The sequence below is a fragment of the Isoptericola croceus genome (assembly GCF_029382255.1).
Lineage (GTDB): Bacteria > Actinomycetota > Actinomycetes > Actinomycetales > Cellulomonadaceae > Isoptericola > Isoptericola croceus.
In genome coordinates, this window is record NZ_JARLLG010000005.1 from 221,215 (window position 1) to 240,253 (window position 19,039).

The 19,039-nt window shown below is 70.8% G+C and carries 18 protein-coding genes, 3 tRNA genes and 1 pseudogene; 7 read left to right on the forward strand and 15 right to left on the reverse strand.

Translation table 11 applies throughout. The annotated features are described in order from the left end of the window. Nucleotides 1-3: 3 nt before the first annotated feature. Nucleotides 4-1,485 (reverse strand): DUF5129 domain-containing protein, encoded by a 1,482-nt coding sequence (locus tag PZC42_RS13085; RefSeq protein ID WP_277211799.1) that lies wholly within the window; start codon nucleotides 1,483-1,485, stop codon nucleotides 4-6. Between the two features lie 118 nt (nucleotides 1,486-1,603). On the opposite strand from PZC42_RS13085, the gene PZC42_RS13090 reads away from it, so the two are divergent. After that, a complete protein-coding gene (locus PZC42_RS13090; RefSeq protein WP_277211801.1) occupies nucleotides 1,604-3,391 on the forward strand; it encodes a SpoIVB peptidase S55 domain-containing protein in 1,788 nt (595 codons plus the stop codon). A 208-nt stretch (nucleotides 3,392-3,599) separates the two neighbouring features. Here the strand turns inward: PZC42_RS13090 and PZC42_RS13095 are convergent, their stop codons facing one another. From PZC42_RS13095 to rnhA, 6 genes and pseudogenes are all read right to left on the reverse strand, one after another. Next, complete coding sequence (locus PZC42_RS13095) at nucleotides 3,600-3,833, reverse strand: hypothetical protein (protein WP_277211803.1); 234 nt, start codon at nucleotides 3,831-3,833, stop codon at nucleotides 3,600-3,602. A gap of 223 nt (nucleotides 3,834-4,056) precedes the next feature. After that, a pseudogene (locus PZC42_RS22660) lies at nucleotides 4,057-4,146 on the reverse strand (hypothetical protein); the annotation flags it as partial. Then, on the reverse strand, nucleotides 4,116-4,280 hold the full coding sequence (locus PZC42_RS13100) for a hypothetical protein (RefSeq protein WP_277211805.1): 165 nt from the start codon (nucleotides 4,278-4,280) through the stop codon (nucleotides 4,116-4,118). The pseudogene PZC42_RS22660 and the gene PZC42_RS13100, both read right to left, overlap by 31 nt. A gap of 31 nt (nucleotides 4,281-4,311) precedes the next feature. Next, a complete protein-coding gene (locus tag PZC42_RS13105; protein ID WP_277211807.1) occupies nucleotides 4,312-5,838 on the reverse strand; it encodes an alpha-L-fucosidase in 1,527 nt (508 codons plus the stop codon). A gap of 389 nt (nucleotides 5,839-6,227) precedes the next feature. Beyond that, entirely contained in the window at nucleotides 6,228-7,631 is a 1,404-nt protein-coding gene (lpdA, locus tag PZC42_RS13110; RefSeq protein WP_277211809.1) for a dihydrolipoyl dehydrogenase, read from the reverse strand. Nucleotides 7,632-7,699: 68 nt separating this feature from the next. Then, nucleotides 7,700-8,134, reverse strand: coding sequence for a ribonuclease HI (gene rnhA / locus PZC42_RS13115; protein ID WP_277211947.1), 435 nt, complete (start codon nucleotides 8,132-8,134; stop codon nucleotides 7,700-7,702). A gap of 95 nt (nucleotides 8,135-8,229) precedes the next feature. Here rnhA and PZC42_RS13120 point away from each other — a divergent pair, with 95 nt between their 5' ends. Next, nucleotides 8,230-9,093, forward strand: coding sequence for an LLM class flavin-dependent oxidoreductase (locus tag PZC42_RS13120; RefSeq protein ID WP_277211811.1), 864 nt, complete (start codon nucleotides 8,230-8,232; stop codon nucleotides 9,091-9,093). A gap of 174 nt (nucleotides 9,094-9,267) precedes the next feature. Here the strand turns inward: PZC42_RS13120 and leuD are convergent, their stop codons facing one another. Beyond that, on the reverse strand, nucleotides 9,268-9,906 hold the full coding sequence (gene leuD / locus PZC42_RS13125; RefSeq protein WP_277211814.1) for a 3-isopropylmalate dehydratase small subunit: 639 nt from the start codon (nucleotides 9,904-9,906) through the stop codon (nucleotides 9,268-9,270). 28 nt (nucleotides 9,907-9,934) lie between these two features. Beyond that, the gene (gene leuC, locus PZC42_RS13130; RefSeq protein ID WP_277211816.1) at nucleotides 9,935-11,410 is read right to left on the reverse strand and encodes a 3-isopropylmalate dehydratase large subunit; all 1,476 of its coding nucleotides are present in this window, start codon (nucleotides 11,408-11,410) and stop codon (nucleotides 9,935-9,937) included. A 129-nt stretch (nucleotides 11,411-11,539) separates the two neighbouring features. Here leuC and PZC42_RS13135 point away from each other — a divergent pair, with 129 nt between their 5' ends. From PZC42_RS13135 to PZC42_RS13145, 3 genes are all read left to right on the forward strand, one after another. Further along, nucleotides 11,540-12,259 carry an IclR family transcriptional regulator gene (locus tag PZC42_RS13135; RefSeq protein ID WP_106268618.1) on the forward strand — a complete coding sequence of 240 codons (720 nt, stop codon included), beginning with the start codon at nucleotides 11,540-11,542 and terminating at the stop codon, nucleotides 12,257-12,259. A 100-nt stretch (nucleotides 12,260-12,359) separates the two neighbouring features. Beyond that, nucleotides 12,360-12,527: a hypothetical protein gene (locus PZC42_RS13140; RefSeq protein ID WP_277211819.1), complete on the forward strand. Its 168-nt coding sequence runs from the start codon at nucleotides 12,360-12,362 to the stop codon at nucleotides 12,525-12,527. A gap of 2 nt (nucleotides 12,528-12,529) precedes the next feature. Further along, nucleotides 12,530-13,327, forward strand: a complete 798-nt coding sequence (locus PZC42_RS13145; RefSeq protein WP_277211821.1) for a PH domain-containing protein — start codon at nucleotides 12,530-12,532, stop codon at nucleotides 13,325-13,327. An 82-nt stretch (nucleotides 13,328-13,409) separates the two neighbouring features. Here PZC42_RS13145 and PZC42_RS13150 read toward each other — a convergent pair. From PZC42_RS13150 to PZC42_RS13160, 3 genes are all read right to left on the reverse strand, one after another. Further along, a tRNA-Glu gene (locus PZC42_RS13150) sits at nucleotides 13,410-13,482 on the reverse strand. Between the two features lie 57 nt (nucleotides 13,483-13,539). After that, nucleotides 13,540-13,612, reverse strand: a tRNA-Glu gene (locus PZC42_RS13155). A gap of 97 nt (nucleotides 13,613-13,709) precedes the next feature. Next, nucleotides 13,710-13,781: transfer RNA gene (locus tag PZC42_RS13160), tRNA-Gln, on the reverse strand. Nucleotides 13,782-13,969: 188 nt separating this feature from the next. Between PZC42_RS13160 and PZC42_RS13165 the strand changes: the two genes are divergently transcribed. Continuing rightward, nucleotides 13,970-14,734: a class I SAM-dependent methyltransferase gene (locus tag PZC42_RS13165; RefSeq protein WP_277211822.1), complete on the forward strand. Its 765-nt coding sequence runs from the start codon at nucleotides 13,970-13,972 to the stop codon at nucleotides 14,732-14,734. Here PZC42_RS13165 and PZC42_RS13170 read toward each other — a convergent pair. Then, complete coding sequence (locus tag PZC42_RS13170; protein ID WP_277211824.1) at nucleotides 14,703-15,602, reverse strand: LysR substrate-binding domain-containing protein; 900 nt, start codon at nucleotides 15,600-15,602, stop codon at nucleotides 14,703-14,705. The genes PZC42_RS13165 and PZC42_RS13170 overlap by 32 nt on opposite strands. 70 nt (nucleotides 15,603-15,672) lie before the next feature. Here PZC42_RS13170 and PZC42_RS13175 point away from each other — a divergent pair, with 70 nt between their 5' ends. After that, complete coding sequence (locus PZC42_RS13175; RefSeq protein WP_277211826.1) at nucleotides 15,673-16,794, forward strand: YeiH family protein; 1,122 nt, start codon at nucleotides 15,673-15,675, stop codon at nucleotides 16,792-16,794. Nucleotides 16,795-16,802: 8 nt separating this feature from the next. On the opposite strand, the gene PZC42_RS13180 is transcribed toward PZC42_RS13175, so the two are convergent. Both PZC42_RS13180 and gltX read right to left on the reverse strand, forming a co-directional pair. Then, entirely contained in the window at nucleotides 16,803-17,552 is a 750-nt protein-coding gene (locus PZC42_RS13180) for an HAD family hydrolase (protein WP_277211828.1), read from the reverse strand. Then, on the reverse strand, nucleotides 17,549-19,012 hold the full coding sequence (gene gltX / locus PZC42_RS13185) for a glutamate--tRNA ligase (protein WP_277211830.1): 1,464 nt from the start codon (nucleotides 19,010-19,012) through the stop codon (nucleotides 17,549-17,551). Before gltX ends, PZC42_RS13180 begins: the two co-directional genes overlap by 4 nt. Between the last annotated feature and the right edge of the window lie 27 nt (nucleotides 19,013-19,039).

Consider the following 19,039-nt stretch of genomic DNA (forward strand, 5'->3'; position numbering starts at 1 on the left):
CCGTCAGAACCGCGACGAGCTGCCGGAGCCGCTGAAGCTCCCTCCGCTGCTGCTGAACCCGGAGGTGGACCCTCCGGAGCTCGACGCGGAACGAGCCTGCTCGACCTGGCTCGTCCCGGCGGCGAACCCGCTCTGGAACGTGCTCACGGTGAACCAGGTCCAGGCCGGGTCGACCGTCCCGAGGATCGTCGTCCGCCCCGCAGGCCGGTAGCTGTCGGACCGGAGGGCCTTCTCCATCACCTGCTGCTCGGATCGTTTCTTGCTGAACTCGCGCGACACGGCACCGGCCAGCGCGTCGAGGTGCCCGCTGAGCTCGTCGCGCAGGGTTCGCAGGCGGTCCAGGGCGTCGTCCGGAGCCAGGGTCCGGTCGTCCAGCTCGCCACGCATGCGGTCCAGCTCCACCGAGGAACGCGTGGCCAGCTCTCGCAGCTTCTGGGCCTCGGGGAGTCCGCGCATCTTCTTCGGCACGGTCGAACCGAGCAGCGGCTCCACCTGTGCCAGGTCGTCCCGCAGCGGTGCGGCCTGCCGGGCCCAGACCTCCGGCCAGGAGCTGTCACGGTTGAGGAACGTTGCCGTGTCCGCGATGACGTCGTCCAGCTGGTCCAGCTCGACCGCCTTGTCCCGGTACCGGGTCAGGACTTCCAGGGCGCGACGCGAGTCGTACTCGCTCTCGGGGACGTCGCGCGCGGTGTCCCCCAGCTCGACCAGCTCCCGGAACCCGCGGCGGTAGTCCGCGAAGCGCTCCAGCATCGCCCCGCCGTACCGCGACTCCGCGGGCAGGACGTGCGTGTGCAGCTCGGTCTCGTCGTAGTCGCGCACCACGTTGGCCATCGACCGGTCGCCGGCGGCACGGGCACGCCGGCTCCGGCTCGCACGGTTCATCCCCACCACGACGTAGACGCCGGATCCCAGGACGGTGAGGAGCGACGCCGCGGACGCTGCGGCGGTGCCAGCCGGCCGTCGGATCGCAGGAGTGTTCATCCGGTCGGCCGCCGCCTGGACGCCGACGATCGCCCCTGCGGTCCACTGCCCACGCCGGAAGTCGTCCTTCGCGGTGTCCTGGATGTCCAGCTGTGCGTCCTCGCCCACCGCACGGTTCTCACCGAAGTAGGTGCCTACCAGGCGGCCCTCCGGGTCGACGGCGAAGATGAACAGGTCGTCCGCCCACTTCTGCTCGTTCTCGCTGAGCCAGTCCGTGCGCGACTCGCGGGCGTGTTCCAGGACGGCGTCGTTGAGCGCGTAGTCGTCGGAGCGCGCCTCCGGGCCGCCGTCGTGCGTGAACACCGCCACCGTGGTGGGGGCGTAGAAGCGCATCGCCTCGACAGCGGCGGTCAGCTCGGGCTCGTAGAGGACGCCGGCCGTGTCCACGACCTCCACCGCGTCAGCGCGGTGATCGGGCGCCTGCGCCGCGTACAGGCCAGCGCTGAGGCCGACGACGACGACGCTGGCCGCGGTTCCGGTGACGATCCGCCGACGCACCGACATGTGGGGTTCTCCTCGTCCGCTGGGCGACTGTCGAGATCCATAATTACAGACGAAAACGGCACATTCCTCACCCGGCGTGGCGCGCCCGGCGAGCCCCGGAGTGGACCATGCTGTGCGCATGTCGAACATCGTTGCTGGAGACGGCCGCCGTGCGCCGTCCATCCCCTCCGCACGCGGCCGCCGTGTGGTCGCACTGACCGCTTCCGGCGCAGCCGGTGCTCTGCTGCTGACCGGGCTCGTCGCGGTCGGCCCGTCGGCAGCAGCCGCGCCCGCGGCCGACTGCGCAGCGCCCTTCCCGGTCTCCGAGCTCACGAGCGGGGCACCGGTCAGCGGGCTCACCGTGAGCAAGGGGACCACGCCGCAGGAGTTCACCGGTGAGGTGCTCGGTGTGCTCGCGGACGGTATCGGACCGGGCCTCGACATGATCGTGGCCGAGCTCGACTCCCCCGCCATCGACGCCGCAGGCGGCATCTGGCAGGGCATGTCCGGATCCCCGGTGTACGCCGAGGACGGGCGGCTCATCGGTGCCGTCGCCTACGGCCTCGCCTGGGGCAGCTCCCCCGTGGCCGGGATCACGCCCTTCGAGAGCATGGACGACTACCTGGGCGCCGCGAAGGCCGCACCCAAGGTGGCTGTCGGCCCGAAGCTGGCAGGCAAGATCGCCGCCGAGACGGACGTGACCCGGTCGCAGGCGTCCCAGGGGCTCCGGCAGCTGCCGATGCCGATGGGCGTCGGCGGGGTCAACCTGGGCCGAGCGCGCGACGCCGGTCGGTCGTTCAGCGGCAAGGCCCTGGTGGGAGCCGACTCCTACCGGATCGGGCGGTCGGCCGGCAGTGCCGCCGCTGGCGTCGACACCGTCGTCGCCGGCGGGAACGTCGGTGCGGTGCTCTCGCACGGCGACATCACCTTCGCCGGGGTCGGGACCGTCACGTCGGTCTGCGGCAACCGGGTGGTCGCCTTCGGCCACCCGATGGCCTTCACCGGCAAGACGCGACTGGGTCTGGCAGCCGCGGACGCGGTCTACGTCCAGAAGGACCCGCTGGGCGTGCCGTTCAAGGTGGCGAACCTCGGCGCGCTCGGCGGCACCATCACCGACGACCGTCTGGCCGGGATCGCCGGGACCTTCGGAGCCTCCCCCGCGGCGGCACAGGTCCGGTCGAAGGTGTCGTACGACGGCCGCTCCCGCACGGGCACGACGCAGGTGCTGGTCCCGCCTGCCCTCGGAGAGGTCACTCTCTACGCCGGCCTGGCGAACCACGAGCGCGTGGTGGACGGGGTCATCGGCGGGTCGCTGACCCAGGCGTGGACGATCACGGGGACCCGCAGCGGCACCCCGTTCACGCTCCGGTACGCCGACCGGTACCAGTCGGCCGACGACATCGGGCTCGACAGCGCCTTCGACCTGGCCGAGGTGGCGTTCACGCTCTCCTCGCTGTCAGGGGTGAAGGTGACCGGCGTGACCAACGACGTCAGGGTGACCGACAGCAAGCGCCGCTACCGGGTCGCGAAGATCCAGCAGCGCACCGGTGGGCGCTGGGTCGACGTGACGGGCGAGCGGGTGAAGGTCCGCGCGGGCTCGACGCTCGTGCTGCGGACGCAGCTCGTCGGGTCGGACGGCACCACCAAGACGTTCTTCCGCCAGGAGATCAAGATCCCCAAGAGGCTCAAGGGCGAGCGGGGCACGGTCGCGGTGGTCGGTGGCAATGTCTACCAGGAGGACTTCTCCGAGCTCCGGTCGTTCGACGAAGTGCGCAACGCCCTGCGCAACAACCAGCGCAACGACGAGGTCGGTCTGGAGGTCAGCATCGGCGACGGCAAGACCGCGTTCGAGCGCACGCGGACGTCCGACCCTCTGCCGCGCGTCGTCAACGGGTCCAAGCAGCTGAAGATTCGCGTGATCAAGTAAGACCAGGTGAAGGCTGGGACCAGGTGGTGCGAGCGGTCCGCTCGCACCACCTGGTCCCAGTCCTTGAGGGGTCGTGTCCCCGGCTCGTCAGGGAGTGACGCCACACGCGAGGGCCGCGTCCCGGGCACAGGCCGCGGAGAAAAAGCACGCATGCTGGGCCTGTTCCGCTGCCAGGCTTCTATCCACCTGCCGCCGACCCTTCTCCATGTCAGCGCACCCACGTGCGCGCCGACGGCTGCCAGGCGAGCCCATTGGCAGGACCGTTCAGGATAGGGTCGGCGAACTCCTCGACCTCGTCGAGCAGGGCTTGGAAGTTCTCCGGCGTGCTGCCGGTCAGACGCTGCTTGCGTCGCCACGCGGACCTGCGCGACTGCGCGATCTCGCCCATGCCCGCGAGCGACTCCTCGAGGCTCCGGAGCTCGACGTGCCGGTGGTCGGCCACGACCTGGATCGAGGCGGCGAGGTCCGCTCCGGCGATCGACTGGCTCCGGCTGATCGAGGCGATGTCGACGAAGTCCCGCCACCGCGTGTTGGCCGCGCACGGTCGATCGCGGTGACGACTTCTCTGCGAGGACCATGTGTGCGGGGTAGCCCTGAGTCCAGGTGGCCTTGAACCGGTCGAGATACTCCGAGTCGATGGTGTAGTTCGGCGCGCCGCCCTGACGTTCGTCCCAGGTGACCGGGATGCGGATGCTGTTGACGCCCTGCGCCTTGATGTCGTCGATCAGGTCACGGGTGATGACCGGGTTACCCATCCCGTCTCGCCACCGGTCGCGTCCAGCGAGTTGCCGAGATTCCAGCCCGGCTCCATCGCGGCCACGACGTCCATGGCGGACGCATCGGTGCTGGCACCTATCTTGACCAGTTGCCATTGCTGGTTGGTCGTCATGCCAGGATTCCTTCGTTCGGTGGTGAATTCGTCATTGGTGCAGGAAGTCCTTGCGCGGCGGGATGGCCTCTGCCTCGAGGAACAGCTTGACGACGGCGGCGCGAGAGGCGCGGACGACGAGCTCGCCGGCTGTTTGTTCCCACTCGACCGGACCGGCTTCGCCGAGAATGGTGACCTCCTTGACCGGGCGGGTGAGTACCCCCGCACCGCTGCCGAAGGCGCGGATGCGCAGCTCGTTGTCGTCGGGCTCGGCCAGCGGGATTGCGTAGACGTAGTCGCCTGTCACGTGCGCGCGGCTGGTGAACCGGAAGTCGGAGGCGGTGAAGTTCCGCGACTGCGCGTCGACGAACGATCCGACGGCCACCTGTGTCGGTCCCTCACCGGAGACGACCCAGGGCCTGGTGCCATAGATCGCCTCGCCGTTGATCGAGAGCCAGTCACCGATCGTCAGCAGGAGCTCCTGCTCCGCGTCGGGGATCGTGCCGTCGGCCTTCGGGCCGATGTTCAGGAGCAGGATGCCGTTCTTGGAGACGACGTCGGCGAGCTCGACGATCAGGTCGTGGGCGCTCTTGTACTCGTGGTTCGTCACCCACGACCACGCGGTCTTCGACACGGAGGTATCGTTCTGCCACACCGTGGGGCGGATGGCGCCCATCGTGCCGCGCTCGATGTCGTACACGGCCGAGCCCTCGGCGAAGGCGTCCCACTTGTAGTTGATGACGACCTCGCGGCCCCAGGCGGCAGCGCGGTTGTAGTAGTAGGCGGCGACCTTCGCCAGGTACGGCTTGAACGCGGGGTGCTCGATCCACCAGTCGAACCACAGGACCTGCGGGCGGTAGCGGTCGATGATCTCGACGGTGCGCAGCAGCCAGTCCTCGAGGAAGCGCTCGTGCGGCGCGGTCTCCTCGCGCTGCGCCGGACCGTAGAAGTCCTGGGTCCGCGCGGCGAGCACGTCGGAGTCGAACTGTGTTCCACCGTTCATGAAGAACCAGTGCTCGGCGCGGTGCGTGGAGGCACCGCGCACCATCCACGCCCGGTCGGTGGCGGCGCTCAGGTCTCCGAACACGTCACGCTCGGGCCCCATCCGGGCGGCGCTCCACCGGGAACGCTGCGTGTCGTACATCGCGAAACCGTCATGATGCTCGGCGACGGGCACGACGAACTGCGCACCCGCCTTGCGGAACAGCTCCGCCCATTCGTCGGGATCGAACCGGTCCATCGTGAAGGAGGGGATGAAGTCCTTATACCCGAACTGCCGATGGTCACCATAGGTCGCGACGTGATGCTCGAACTCCGCGGTCCCCTCGCGGTACATGTTGCGCGAGTACCACTCGTTGTTGAAGGCGGGGACGGAGTACACGCCCCAGTGGATGAAGATCCCGAGCTTCGCATCCTCGTACCACTGCGGCGGGGTATAACCGCGCAGGGACTCCCAGGTGTCCGTGTAGGGGCCGGCGTCGATGACGGCTCGAACGTCGGCGAGTGCTTGGGTGTTGTCCGCGACATCGACCGGACCGGGCAGCGCGGCAAGGTCGAGCGGCGGGAGCGATCCGGTCAAGAGCTTTCCTTCGAGTTCGGAGGGCGGACGTGTCAGTGCTTGGATCGCGGCGACGAGTTGTCGCCACCTTCGCAAGGTGGTCACCGTAACCGACCTCGCGGCGTCCTGTTCGCCGAGGGATACGGCCCGTCAGCAGAGGGAACGCAGCAGCGGCGGCTTCCTCAGGCCCAGGCGATCCTGAGCCGCTCGAACTCTGTGTCGTACCCATCGTTCGACCTCCTGGCTCGTGACCGTCGTCGCGCCATCGCTGTGCACGGCGGGCGGCATTGTCGGACCGCTCACGTCCATAGGCGTCAACGACACCCCGGGACGCGAAGAGGCCCGGATCCGCGGAATTCCACGGACCCGGGCCTCTCAGCGCGACGGCACCACCGCCGTCGGGCGGGTGATCAGAAGTTGATCATGTGCCCCGCGATGCCGTGGACCGCCTCCTGGACGGCCTCCGACAGCGTCGGGTGGGTGTGCACGTTGCGGGCGACCTCGTCGGCCGTGAGGTCCCACTTCTGCGCGAGGGTGAGCTCGGGCAGCAGCTCGGAGACGTCGGGGCCGATCATGTGGGCACCGAGCAGCTCGTTGTACTTGGCGTCCGCAATGAGCTTGACGAACCCGGTGGGCTCGCCGAGGCCGTGCGCCTTGCCGTTCGCCATGAACGGGAAGCTGGAGACCTTGACGTCGTAGCCCTCGTCCTTGGCCTGCGCCTCGGTGAGGCCGAACGAGGCCACCTGCGGCTGGCAGAACGTGGCGCGCGGCATCATGCGGTAGTCGCCGAGCGTCATCGTCTCCGCGTCACCGATGGTCTCGGCGGCGACGACGCCCTGCGCCTCGGCGACGTGCGCGAGCATGAGCTTCGCGGTGACGTCGCCGATGGCGTAGATGTGCGGCACGTTGGTGCGCATGTGGTCGTCGATCGCGATGGCGCCGCGCTCGGTGAGCTGCACGCCGGTGTTCTCCAGGCCGAAGTTCTCGACGTTCGGCGCGAAGCCGACCGCCATGAGGACCTTGTCGACCTCGAGGGAGCCAGGCTTGTCGTCCTTGACGCCCTTGTACGAGACGGTGACCGAGGAACCCTTGTCCTCGACCGTCTGCACGGCCGTGGAGGTCAGGATCTTGACGCCGAGCTTCTTGTACTGCTTGGCGATCTCCTTCGAGACGTCCGCGTCCTCGTTCGGCAGGGCGCGGTCGAGGAACTCGATGATGGTGACGTCCACGCCGTAGTTCTTCAGGACGTAGGCGAACTCCATGCCGATGGCGCCGGCGCCGACGACGGCGATCGACTTCGGCAGCTCGCGGGTCATGATCTGCTTCTCGTAGGTCACGACGTTGTCGGAGAGCTCGACGCCCGGCAGCAGGCGGACCTTCGAGCCCGTCGCGATGATCGCGTTGTCGAACGTCACCGTCTCGGTGCCGCCCTTGTTGAGAGTGACCTCGATGGTGTTGGCGTCGCGGAACGCGCCGCGGCCGTCGTACTCGGTGATCTTGTTCTTCTTCATGAGGAAGTGGACGCCCTTGGTCCGGCCGTCCGCGACGTCGCGGGACCGGTCGAACGCCTTGCCGAAGTCGAACGACACGTCACCCGACATGCCGAAGAAGTCGGCCTGGTGGGTGAACAGGTGCGCGAGCTCCGCGTTGCGCAGCAGGGCCTTGGAGGGGATGCAGCCCACGTTGAGGCAGACACCACCCCAGTACTTCTCCTCGATGATGGCGACGGACTTGCCGAGCTGGGCCGCACGGATCGCGGCGACGTAGCCGCCGGGGCCAGCTCCGAGGAGGACGACGTCGTAGTGGGAAGCCATGAGGCCACCCTATGAGGTGTCACGGCCTGCTGCGGCGTGACGTGCGTCGCACCCGCCCGGTGGCCGGTTCAGCGCACCGAGTCGACGCCGTCGTTGGCGAGCTGGTCGGCTCGCTCGTTGCCGGGGTCCCCGGCGTGCCCCTTGACCCATACCCAGCTGACCTGGTGGCGCGCCACCTCGGCGTCCAGGGCCTGCCAGAGGTCGACGTTCTTGACCGGCTTCTTGGCCGACGTCATCCAGCCGTTGCGCTTCCAGCCGGCGATCCAGGTCTTCATCCCGTTCATGACGTAGGACGAGTCGGTGTGCACCGTGACGGCGCTCGGCTGCTTGAGGGCGCGCAGTGCCTCCACCACCGCCGTCAGCTCCATGCGGTTGTTGGTGGTGAGCTTCTCCCCGCCGAACAGCTCCTTGGAGTGCCCGCCGGACTTCAGCAGGGCTCCCCATCCCCCGAGCCCGGGGTTGCCCTTGCAGGCCCCGTCGGTCCACATCTCCACGATCGGCATGTCACTCACGCGGGTCACCCTATGTCCCCCACGGTCCGGTCGATGTCAGGGGTGCGGCCTAACGTCACCGGGAGGGACGACGACGGGAGGTCACCATGAGGTTCGGCTTCATCGGCAGCTACGGGAGCCCCGTGCAGCAGGTGCACCTGGCCCAGGAGTGCGAGGCGCACGGCTGGGACGGGTTCTTCACCTGGGACGGCGTGAGCCTGGACGACGAGGGCTTCGGCGCACATCCGACCTGGGACCCGTTCGGCCTGCTCGCGGCCGCCGCCGCGGCCACGGAGCGGCTCACGCTGGGCGCGATGATCTTCGCGCTCCCCCGCCGTCGCCCCTGGGAGCTCGCTCAGCAGGCCCTGACCGTGGACCACCTCTCCGGTGGCCGTCTGGTGCTCCCTGTCGGGGTGGGGGTGCCGATCGACCGCGCCTTCACGTCGGTGCCGGGGCAGCCGACGACGCTGCGCGACCGCGCACACGCCCTCGACGAGGTGCTCGCCTGGCTCGAGCGTTCGTGGTCCGGCGAACCGTTCGAGCACCCCGGCGAGCTGGTGAGCACCGGGACGTTCCAGTTCCCGGTGCCGCCGGTCCACGGACGGATCCCGGTGTGGCCGGTGGCCGTCTGGGACGCACAGCGGCCGCCACGGCGCAGCCTCGACCGCGCCCTGCGCTGGGACGGGATCGTGCCGCAGGTGCGCGGCGACTCCCCCGAGGACGCCGAGGCCGGCCCGGACCAGATCCGCGAGCTCACCCGCTGGATCGCCGAGCACCGGGACAGCGACGCCGGGCCGTTCGACGTCGCCATGCAGGGCAGGCTCGACGCCGACCCCGCCGTCGCGCAACGTCAGGCCCGCGCCGCCGCGGACGCCGGCGCCACCTGGTGGATCGAGTCGTGGTGGGACCCCATCACGGCCACGCCCGAGAGCCTCCTCGAGCGCGTCCGGCAGGGCCCGCCGCAGCTCTGACGCCCACCCACTGACCCGGCGACGCCGTTGCACGAACGAGGACGACGCACGAACGGGCGGGCTGACGATTCCGCGCGCGGTCGTCAGACGGGAAGCGCAGGGCGCGCAGCGCCCGTGAGCGCGACCGCGCGCGGAATCGTCAGCCCGCCCGTGAACGCAAGCCGGATACGAGCGTCAGGACACCGGACGCGCAGGCTCGATCGGGACGTTCGGCAGGTGCTTGGCCGGGAGGGTCTTCGGACGCCACGAGGCACGTGTCGCCTCGAACGCGGTGATGTCCGCCTCGTTCTGCAGGGTCAGGCCGATGTCGTCGAGGCCCTCCATGAGGCGCCAGCGGGTGTACTCGTCGATCTGGAACGGCACCGTGACGTCGTCGGCGTGCACCGTGCGCGCCTCGAGGTCGACCGTGATCTCGGTGCCGGGCTTGGCCTCGAGGATCTTCCAGAGCAGCTCGATGTCCTCCTGGGCGACCATGCCGGCGACGAGCCCCTGCTTGCCGGAGTTGCCGCGGAAGATGTCGGCGAAGCGCGAGGCCAGCACGACGCGGAAGCCGTAGTCCTTGAGCGCCCAGACGGCGTGCTCGCGCGACGAGCCGGTACCGAAGTCGGGGCCGGCCACGAGCACGGAGCCGGAGGAGTAGGCCTCCTGGTTCAGCACGAACGACGGGTCGCCGCGCCAGGCCGCGAAGAGGGCGTCCTCGAAGCCGGTGCGCGTCACCCGCTTGAGGTAGACGGCCGGGATGATCTGGTCGGTGTCGACGTTGCTGCGACGCAGCGGCACCCCGACGCCGGTGTGGGTGGTGATCTTCTCCATGGGAACTCCTGTAGGAAGCGCGGGGGGCTCAGACGAAGGACGGGGCGTCGAGCGGCGCCAGCGGGGTGCCGTCGAAAGTGATCAGGTCGACGTCGCCGGGCAGGTCGAGGTCGGACAGCGAGGACAGCGTGCCGCGGATCGCGGTGGCGGCCGCGACGAGCGGCGAGACCAGGTGGGTACGCCCGCCCTTGCCCTGACGGCCCTCGAAGTTGCGGTTCGACGTCGACGCCGCGCGCTCGCCCGGCGCGAGCTGGTCGGGGTTCATGCCGAGGCACATCGAGCACCCGGCGTTGCGCCACTCGGCGCCGAAGTCCTTGAAGATGGTGTCGAGGCCCTCGGCCTCGGCCTGCAGGCGCACGCGGGCCGACGCCGGCACGACGAGCACGCGCACGTCGTCGGCCTTCTTGCGGCCCTGGACCACCTTGGCGACCGACCGGAGGTCCTCGATGCGCCCGTTGGTGCACGAACCGATGAAGACCGTGTCGACCTTGACGTCGCGCAGCGGCATCCCGGCCTCGAGGCCCATGTACTCGAGCGCCCGCTCGGCGCTGACGCGCTCGCCCTCGTCGGCGATGTCGGCGGGGACGGGCACGTTCGCGGACAGGGGCAGGCCCTGACCGGGGTTGGTCCCCCACGTGACGAACGGCTCGAGGTCGGAGGCGCGCAGGACGACCTCCTCGTCGAACTCGGCGTCGTCGTCGCTGCGCAGGGTCTTCCAGTACTCGACGGCGGCGTCCCAGTCCTCGCCCTCGGGCGCGTGCGGGCGCCCCTTGAGGTACTCGAAGGTGGTCTCGTCGGGGGCGATCATGCCGGCGCGCGCACCGGCCTCGATGGACATGTTGCAGATGGTCATCCGCGCCTCCATCGAGAGCCTGCGGATGGCCTCACCGCGGTACTCGAGCACGTAGCCCTGCCCGCCGCCGGTGCCGATCTTGGCGATGATCGCCAGGATGATGTCCTTCGACGTCGCGCCCGGGGGCAGCTCGCCGTCGACCGTGATCGCCATGGTCTTGAACGGCGCGAGCGGCAGGGTCTGCGTGGCGAGCACGTGCTCGACCTCGGAGGTGCCGATGCCGAACGCGAGCGCGCCGAAGGCGCCGTGCGTGGAGGTGTGGGAGTCGCCGCACACGACGGTCAGCCCCGGCATCGTCAGACCGAGCTGCGGGCCCACCTGGTGCACGATCCCCTGGTCGGCGTCGCCGAGGGAGTGGATGCGCACCCCGAACTCGCGGGCGTTGTTGCGCAGCGTGTCGATCTGCGTGCGGCTCGTGAGGTCCGCGATCGGCAGATCGATGTCGAGCGTGGGGGTGTTGTGGTCCTCGGTCGCGATCGTGAGGTCCGGACGCCGCACCGGTCGCCCGGCGAGGCGCAGGCCCTCGAACGCCTGCGGGCTCGTCACCTCGTGCACGAGGTGGAGGTCGATGTAGAGCAGGTCCGGTGCCCCGTCGGCGCCCTGGCGCACCAGGTGCGCCTCCCAGACCTTCTCTGCCAGCGTGCCGGCCATCTCGAGCTCCTCGTTCCGCCACCGGGGGTGGCTGTCGTCACTTGTGCTTCCGCGAACCGACGTCCTGGTCTACGACCGGAGTTTGCGTAGAACTTGCAATCTCACTGAGCGAGACGTCAGTATCGACCTATGGACGATACTAGCGGAGTCGGCGTACTGGACAAGGCCGCGTCCGTACTCGGAGCTCTCGAGGCCGGTCCGGCCACCCTGGCACAGCTGGTCTCCTCGACCGGGCTGGCCCGGCCGACGGCGCACCGGCTGGCCGTCGCGCTCGAGCACCACCGGTTCGTGGCCCGGGACATGCAGGGGCGTTTCGTGCTCGGTCCCCGTCTCAACGAGCTCGCGACGGCTGCCGGCGAGGACCGCCTGCTCGCCGCCGCGAACCCGGTGCTCACGGCCCTGCGCGACCACACGGGCGAGTCCGCCCAGCTCTACCGCCGCCAGGGCGACCACCGCGTCTGCGTGGCCGCCGCCGAGCGCCCTGTCGGCCTGCGCGACTCGATCCCCGTCGGCGCCACGCTGACCATGCACGCCGGTTCCGCGGCCCAGATCCTGCTGGCCTGGGAGGAGCCCGACCGGCTCCACCGCGGCCTGCGCGAGGCCGTCTTCACCGCGACGATCCTCTCGGGCGTCCGACGCCGCGGCTGGGCCCAGTCGGTCTCGGAGCGGGAGCTCGGCGTCGCCTCGGTCTCTGCCCCGGTCCGTGGCCCCTCGGGCCGGATCGTCGCGGCGGTCTCCGTCTCCGGCCCGGTCGAGCGCCTGACCCGCCAGCCGGGCAGGTTGCACTCGGCATCCGTCGTCGCCGCCGCCAACCGCCTCACCGAGGTGCTGCAGCGCGCCGGTGAGTGACGGCGCGCCGAACTGGTTGTCGCGGGGTCGCCCTGCAGGTCAGTAGGCTCCCCACCAGCGGGGCGACCCTGCCCCGCCGACCGAGAGGCGTGAGGACCCGATGCCGGCCAAGGCCAAGACCCTCCTGATCTGGCTCGTCGTGATTTTTCTGATCTACGCGATCGTGACGAGCCCGGACCGCGCTGCGGACATCGTCAAGGCGATCTGGGATGTGATCGCCAACGCGTTCGCCAGCTTCGGGGAGTTCCTCGCCAACCTGACCACGTAGCCGTGCGCTCGCCCGACGAGGCGGTGCGCGCCCACCGTCACCTGCGCCGCTACGTGCTGGACCACGAGCGCGTCGTCTTCGCGTCGCGCCTGCACTGGGCGGCGCTGCTTGAACCCGTCCTGACGACCGTGGGTGCCGCGATCGTCCTCGCGCTCCTGCACCAGGCGACCGGGTTCGGCGGCTTCTGGCTGCTGTGGCTGCTGCCGGCCGGGCGGCTGTTCGTCCGGTGGGCCGAGTGGTACTTCCAGTGGTTCGTCGCCACCGACAAGCGACTGCTGCTGACCCACGGGTTCGTGATCCGCAAGGTCGCGATGATGCCGATGATGAAGGTGACCGACATGAGCTACACCCGCACACCCATGGGCCAGCTGCTCGGCTACGGTCGCTTCGTCATGGAGTCCGCAGGCCAGGACCAGGCGCTGAGTCGCGTCGACTACGTCCCCGACCCGGACGCCACCTATCGCAGGCTCACCGACACGATCTTCTTCCCCACCCAGGCGGCGAAGAGTGCGCCCGAGCGAGCGCGCACGACCCCACCGGCGATCCCGCCGTCCGGGGCGCGCGAACCGCGTCCGACCACCGCCGAGCTGCCCGTGGTCGCCCCGCCGCAGAGCGAAGCACCGGCCGGGAACCACGCGCAGGACGAGAACTCCGAGGTACCGCCGTTCCCGGAGCCCGAGGAGGCGCCCCGTACGCAGCGGCGTCGTCGTGGCTGGTTCGCACCGGGCCGTGAGCAGGCGCTGTACGAACCGCCCACCAGCAGCGGCGCCGGGCCGACGGTGCCGGACCCGTTCCTGTGACCCTCGACGTGCCGTGACCCGCACGGAGGAACGACGAAGGCCCGGTCCGCAGGGACCGAGCCTCGTGACGTGCGGTGCTGTGTACCCCCAGCGGGATTTGAACCCGCGTTACCGCCGTGAGAGGGCGGCGTCCTAGGCCGCTAGACGATGGGGGCCGGACGTGACTCCGTCGCCGGAGCCGGTGCGACGGTCCACCCAGGTGGACCGCTACGTACCCCCAGCGGGATTTGAACCCGCGTTACCGCCGTGAGAGGGCGGCGTCCTAGGCCGCTAGACGATGGGGGCCTATGGTTCCTCGGCCACAGGGACCGATTTGCCGTGAGTACTCTAGCGCACCCGACAAGACCTGTGATCCTGAACGTGGGTGAGACAGCGCACTGCGCTGGGGTACCAGGACTCGAACCTAGACTAAGTGGACCAGAACCACTCGTGCTGCCAATTACACCATACCCCATGGTGTCCAGACCTACCGGGAGATTTCCGACTTTTGTCGGCGCTGCCCGTACGGCCCAACGACCCGAAACATTACCGGACCTCACGGCTGGATCCAAACCGGCGACCTGGTGCCCTTCGTCACGTCTCACCAGCCATACCTCCGCTCGGAATGATGACGGCAGGACCCGGACGTGCGACCCTGCTGGCATGCCGTCGACGCCTGACCCGCAGTCATCCTCCGACAGAGCCTCCTCCTTCTCGACGGGCGCCGACGTGTACGCCCGCGTGCGCCCCACCTACCCCGCCGAGGCCGTCGACTGGATGGTGCCGCGGGACGCCGTCCGTGTGCTCGACCTGGCCGCAGGCACGGGACTGCTGACGGGACGGCTCGTCGACCGCGGGCTCGACGTCGTCGCCGTCGACGCCTCCCGACCCATGCTCGACGAGCTCACCACCACACTGCCGGACGTCGTCACGCACGTCGGTACCGCCGAGGAGATCCCCCTGCCGGACGCCGCGGTCGACGCCGTGGTCGTCGGCCAGGCCTGGCACTGGTTCGACCCGCCCCGGGCTGCTGCCGAGATCGCCCGGGTGCTACGACCGGGTGGCACCCTTGCCGTCGTCTGGAACGACCGCGACGAGCGCATCGACTGGGTCCGCCGCTTCGGCGAGATCCTGCACCGGGGCGACGAGCTCCACCCGGTGAGCGAACAAGGCGGCAACACCCCCGCGGTGGGTGACCCGTTCGGTGAGCTCGAGGTCGCCGAGTTCCGCTGGATGCACCACCTGGCGACAGCCGATCTGCGCGCGCTCGCCGGGTCGCGCAGCTACCTGCTGACCCTCCCGGCGACGGAGCGCGAACAGCTCCTGCAGGAGGTCGACGACCTCGTCGTGACCCATCCGGACCTGGCGGGCACGAGCGAGATCGCGATGCCGTACATCACGACGGCGTACCGCGCGCGACGGCGCTGAGGCGCCGCGCCGTGGTCGACGGCGTCACCCCGTCGCGCCACACGACCCGCAGGCGGCGGGAGAGGTCGACCCCCTCCACAGGGACCGCGACGAGCCGGCCCGCGGCGACGTCGTCGGCCACCGTCAGACCGGACAGCACCGCGACCTGGCCCCCGTGCTGCACCGCCGCCTTCAGCGCTGACGTCGACCCGAGCGTGGGCAAGTGGTCGGGAACGGTCGCACCGACGGAGGCGAGAGCCCGCTCGAGGATCTCCCGCGTGCCCGACCCGGTCTCGCGCAGGACCAGCCGGGCGCCGAGCAGCTCGGCCGGCCGCACCGACCGCCGCCGCACCCAGGGGTGCGACGGTGCCACGACCGCGACGAGTTCGTCGTGGGCCACGGTCCGGCTGCGCAACCCGCGCCGCACCCCGAGGCTCTCGACGAAACCGAGCTCGGCAGTACCGTCCAGCACGAGCTCCATGACGTCGCTGGAGTTGCGGACCACCAGCTCGACGTCTCCCCCGCTTCCCTGGGCGGCGAGCTGGGCGAACCACCGCGGCACGAGATACTCGGCGACGGTCAGGCTGGCTGCGACACGCAGCGCCGTGATGGGCCCCGACCGGAGGCCCGCGGCCGCCGTCTCGAACCGCTCGGACGCAGCGACGACCTCGCGCGCCCAGCCCGCGGCCGCCTGCCCGGCGGTGGTGAGGGCGGTCCCGCGCGGCCCGCGCGCCACGAGCTCCAGACCGAGGCGCCTCTCGAGGCGACGCAGGCCGGCCGACGCTGTCGGCTGGGCGATCGCGAGCGCGCGGGCGGCAGCACTGATCGAACCGTGGGTGTCCACCGCCACGAGCAGCTCCAACGCGGCCAAGGACGTGCGCTCTGCCATAGGGCCAGTCTATGGATGGATCACGATCTCGTCCTTCCGGCGGTCACCGGACGCGGCGAGAGTGGTCACCGTGCCCCCTGTCGTCCGTCGCCTCGCCCCTGGCCTCGCCCTCACCGTCAGCGCGACGGCGGTGCTGCTCGGACTCGCCCCCACGCTGGCCTCGACGGTGCCGGCGCTGTCCCCGCTGGTGCTCGCGCTGCTAGTGGGAGCCGCCGTCGGCTCGGTGCTCGGCGCCTGGAGCCGGCGGGACGGGCTCGTGGGCCGCCCCCGCGCGGCCCACGTCGTCACCGTCATCACGCCGGGGACCGACTGGGTGGCGCGGCACGTGCTGCGTTCCGGCGTCGTCCTGCTGGGGCTGCAGCTCTCGGCGGCCGACGTGCTCGGGCTCGGCTGGCGTGGCCTGACGGTCGTGGGCCTCACGGTGGTGACGACCTTTGCCGCCACCACGGCGATCGGCCGCCGGCTGGGCGTGCCGCACGACACGACGCTCCTGGTCGCCACCGGCTTCTCGATCTGCGGAGCCGCCGCCGTCTCGGCCATGACGGGCGTCCTTGGCCGAGCCGGCGGACGACGCGGCGACCGCTCCGGGGATGCTGCGGCCGTCGCGCTCGCGCTCGTCGCGCTCTACGGCACGGCCGCCGTCGTCGTGCTGCCCCGGCTGGCCGACCTCCTCGGGCTCACGGGCGACCAGGCCGGACTGTGGATCGGCGCCAGCGTGCAGGAGGTCGCCCAGGTGGTCGCCGCCGCGGGCGGCCTGGCGGCCACCACGGCGCTCGCGACGGCCACGGTCGCGAAGCTCGCCCGCGTGGTGCTGCTCGCACCGCTCGTGGCCGCCGTCGCCGCGCATCAGTCCCGCCGCACCGCGCCCGCCGCGCGCTCCACGAACGGCCCGGCCGGCCCGGCCGGCATGGGGTCCGACGGCGGCACGCGCCCGGCGCTCGTGCCCGGCTTCGTGCTGGGGTTCCTCGGTGCCGTGCTGCTGCGCAGCCTCGACGTCGTCCCGGACCCGGTGCTCGGCGTGGCCGTCCACGTCACCACGGCCCTGTTCGTCGCGGCGATGTTCGCGCTCGGCCTCGGCGTCGACGTGCCGCGGCTGGTGCGCACCGGCGGCCGTCCGTTGCTGCTCGGGGCGTGCTCCGCCGTCGTGGTCACGTCCACGGCGCTGGGTGCCGTCCTGCTGCTGGCGCCGTGAACGCGGCGTCAGAGGCCGAGGGCCGCCGGCACGTCGGCGAGGCCCGCGGCGACCACGATCCCCGCCGTCCGCATCGCGTCGACGTCCACCGCGTGCTCGTCGGCCCGGCGGGCTCCGGGGCGGTCGAGCCACACGCCGACCAGACCGGCGTCGTGCGCCGCCCGGGCATCGATCCTCGGCTCGTCGCCGACGTAGGCGGTGCGTCCGGGCGCAGCATCGAGCAGTCGGGCACCCTCGACGAACACGTCCGGGTGCGGCTTGCCGTAGCCGAGCGTGTCGACGCCGACGAGCACCGGCAGATCGAGCCCGACGGCCGCGAGCTTGCGCTCCTGCAGCTCCACGGCGGCGTTCGTGACCACGCCGAGGCGGACGCCCGCGGCGCGCAGCCCGTCGACGAACGCGGCGGCGTCGTCGAACGCCCGCCACGAGCGCTCGAACGTGCCCCAGAACAGCTCGTCCCACGCATCGAACGAGTCCTCGCCCACGGGCGCCCCACCGAAGGTGCGGTGCAGCAGGTCCGCACGCAGCCGGCGCTGGGTGCGATGGTCGGTCTCCCCGCGGGTGTAGGCGCGGTAGTGGCCCGCCGGGTCGGTCCGCCAGTGGTCGAGCACGGCGACGTGGTCGACGTCGTCGGGCAGGTGCGCGTCCGCCACCGCCGCGAGCGCCGTGGCGAAGGCCCCCCGGGTGTCGACCAGGGTGTCGTCCACGTCGAGCAGGACGGCGTCGACCCGGCCGCCGACGGCTCCGAACGCCGTCACTGGGTCGGAGCCTGCGGCGGGTTCTCGGCGAGGCGGGCCAGGGCGGCGTCGAGGCGGCCGAGGGTGCGCTCGCGGCCGAGCACCTCGAGGGACTCGAACAGCGGCAGGCCGATCGTCCGGCCGGTCACCGCCACCCGCACGGGTGCCTGCGCCTTGCCGAGCTTGAGGCCGTGCTGCTCGCCCGTGGTCGCCACGGCGTCCTTGAGCGGCTCGGCCTCCCACGGCTCGAGCGACGCGAGGACGGCCCGCACGTCGGTGAGCAGCTCGACGGCACCCGGCTTCATCGCCTTGTTCCAGGACTTCTCGTCCTCGACCGGGGCATCGAGGAACAGGAAGTCGACGTTGTCGGTGATGTCGCTGAGCAGTGCCACGCGGGACTGGGCGAGCGGAGCCACGGCGGCGAACGCGGCGGCGTCGAACCGCTCCTCGTCCCACGGCGCGTGCGGCGCGCGCAGCCACGGCCCGACGGCGGCGATGAACTCGTCCACGGACAGCGCCCGGATGTACTCGCCGTTGAACGCGGCGAGCTTCTTGAGGTCGAAGAACGCCGAGGCGCTGTTGACGTCCTCGACGCGGAACCGGGAGATCATCTCGGAGAACGGCAGGATCTCCTCGTCGTTGCCGGGCGCCCAGCCGAGCAGCATGAGGTAGTTGACCATCGCGGCGGGCAGGTAGCCCTCGGCGAGGTAGTCCTCGAGCGCCACCTTGTCGCGACGCTTGGAGAGCTTCTGCCGCTTCTCGTTGACGATGACGGGCAGGTGGGCCCAGATGGGCGCCTCAGCGCCGAGCGCCTCCCACAGCAGCTGCTGCTTGGGCGTGTTGGGCAGGTGCTCCTCGCCCCGGATGACGTGGGTGATGCCCTCGTCGAGATCGTCGACGACGTTCGCCAGCAGGAACACCGGCGACCCGTCACCGCGGGCGACGACGAAGTCCTCCATCGCGGAGTTCGGGAAGCTCGGGTTGCCGCGGATCAGGTCGACGACCTGCGTCTCGCCCTCGTCGGGGGTGCGGAAGCGCAGCGCTCGGCCGGGTGCACGTTCCAGGCCGCGCACACGGCAGAAGCCGTCGTACCCGGACTGCTTGTTGCCGGTCCGGTCGGCGACGTCGTCGCGCGTGCAGTCGCAGAAGTAGGCACGGTCCGCCACGAGCAGGCGCTCGAGTGCTTCGCTGTGCTTCTCGCGATTCGCCGACTGGAAGTAGGGGCCCTCGAAGGTCGGGTCGTCGGCGTGCATGCCGAGCGCGGCGTGCGCGGCCAGGATGCCGTCCACCCACTCCGGCTTGTTGCGCGAGGTGTCGGTGTCCTCGATCCTCAGCACGAACGTGCCGCCCGTCTGCTTGGCGACGGCCCAGTTGAACAGCGCGGAGCGCGCGCCGCCCACGTGGAACATGCCGGTCGGGGACGGGGCGAAGCGGACACGGACCGGACGGGCGGGGGCTGCGGAACCTGCTGCGACATTCACGGGAACAGCCTAGTTGCCGGCGACCTG

Bases quoted from the DNA above. Each gene is read 5' to 3' on its own strand.
- PZC42_RS13085 (WP_277211799.1), bottom strand. From the start codon at position 1,485: ATGTCGGTGCGTCGGCGGATCGTCACCGGAACCGCGGCCAGCGTCGTC.
- PZC42_RS13090 (WP_277211801.1), top strand. From the start codon at position 1,604: ATGTCGAACATCGTTGCTGGAGACGGCCGCCGTGCGCCGTCCATCCCC.
- PZC42_RS13100 (WP_277211805.1), bottom strand. From the start codon at position 4,280: ATGACGACCAACCAGCAATGGCAACTGGTCAAGATAGGTGCCAGCACC.
- lpdA (WP_277211809.1), bottom strand. From the start codon at position 7,631: ATGGCTTCCCACTACGACGTCGTCCTCCTCGGAGCTGGCCCCGGCGGC.
- rnhA (WP_277211947.1), bottom strand. From the start codon at position 8,134: ATGCCGATCGTGGAGATGTGGACCGACGGGGCCTGCAAGGGCAACCCC.
- PZC42_RS13120 (WP_277211811.1), top strand. From the start codon at position 8,230: ATGAGGTTCGGCTTCATCGGCAGCTACGGGAGCCCCGTGCAGCAGGTG.
- leuD (WP_277211814.1), bottom strand. From the start codon at position 9,906: ATGGAGAAGATCACCACCCACACCGGCGTCGGGGTGCCGCTGCGTCGC.
- leuC (WP_277211816.1), bottom strand. From the start codon at position 11,410: ATGGCCGGCACGCTGGCAGAGAAGGTCTGGGAGGCGCACCTGGTGCGC.
- PZC42_RS13135 (WP_106268618.1), top strand. From the start codon at position 11,540: ATGGACGATACTAGCGGAGTCGGCGTACTGGACAAGGCCGCGTCCGTA.
- PZC42_RS13140 (WP_277211819.1), top strand. From the start codon at position 12,360: ATGCCGGCCAAGGCCAAGACCCTCCTGATCTGGCTCGTCGTGATTTTT.
- PZC42_RS13165 (WP_277211822.1), top strand. From the start codon at position 13,970: ATGCCGTCGACGCCTGACCCGCAGTCATCCTCCGACAGAGCCTCCTCC.
- PZC42_RS13170 (WP_277211824.1), bottom strand. From the start codon at position 15,602: ATGGCAGAGCGCACGTCCTTGGCCGCGTTGGAGCTGCTCGTGGCGGTG.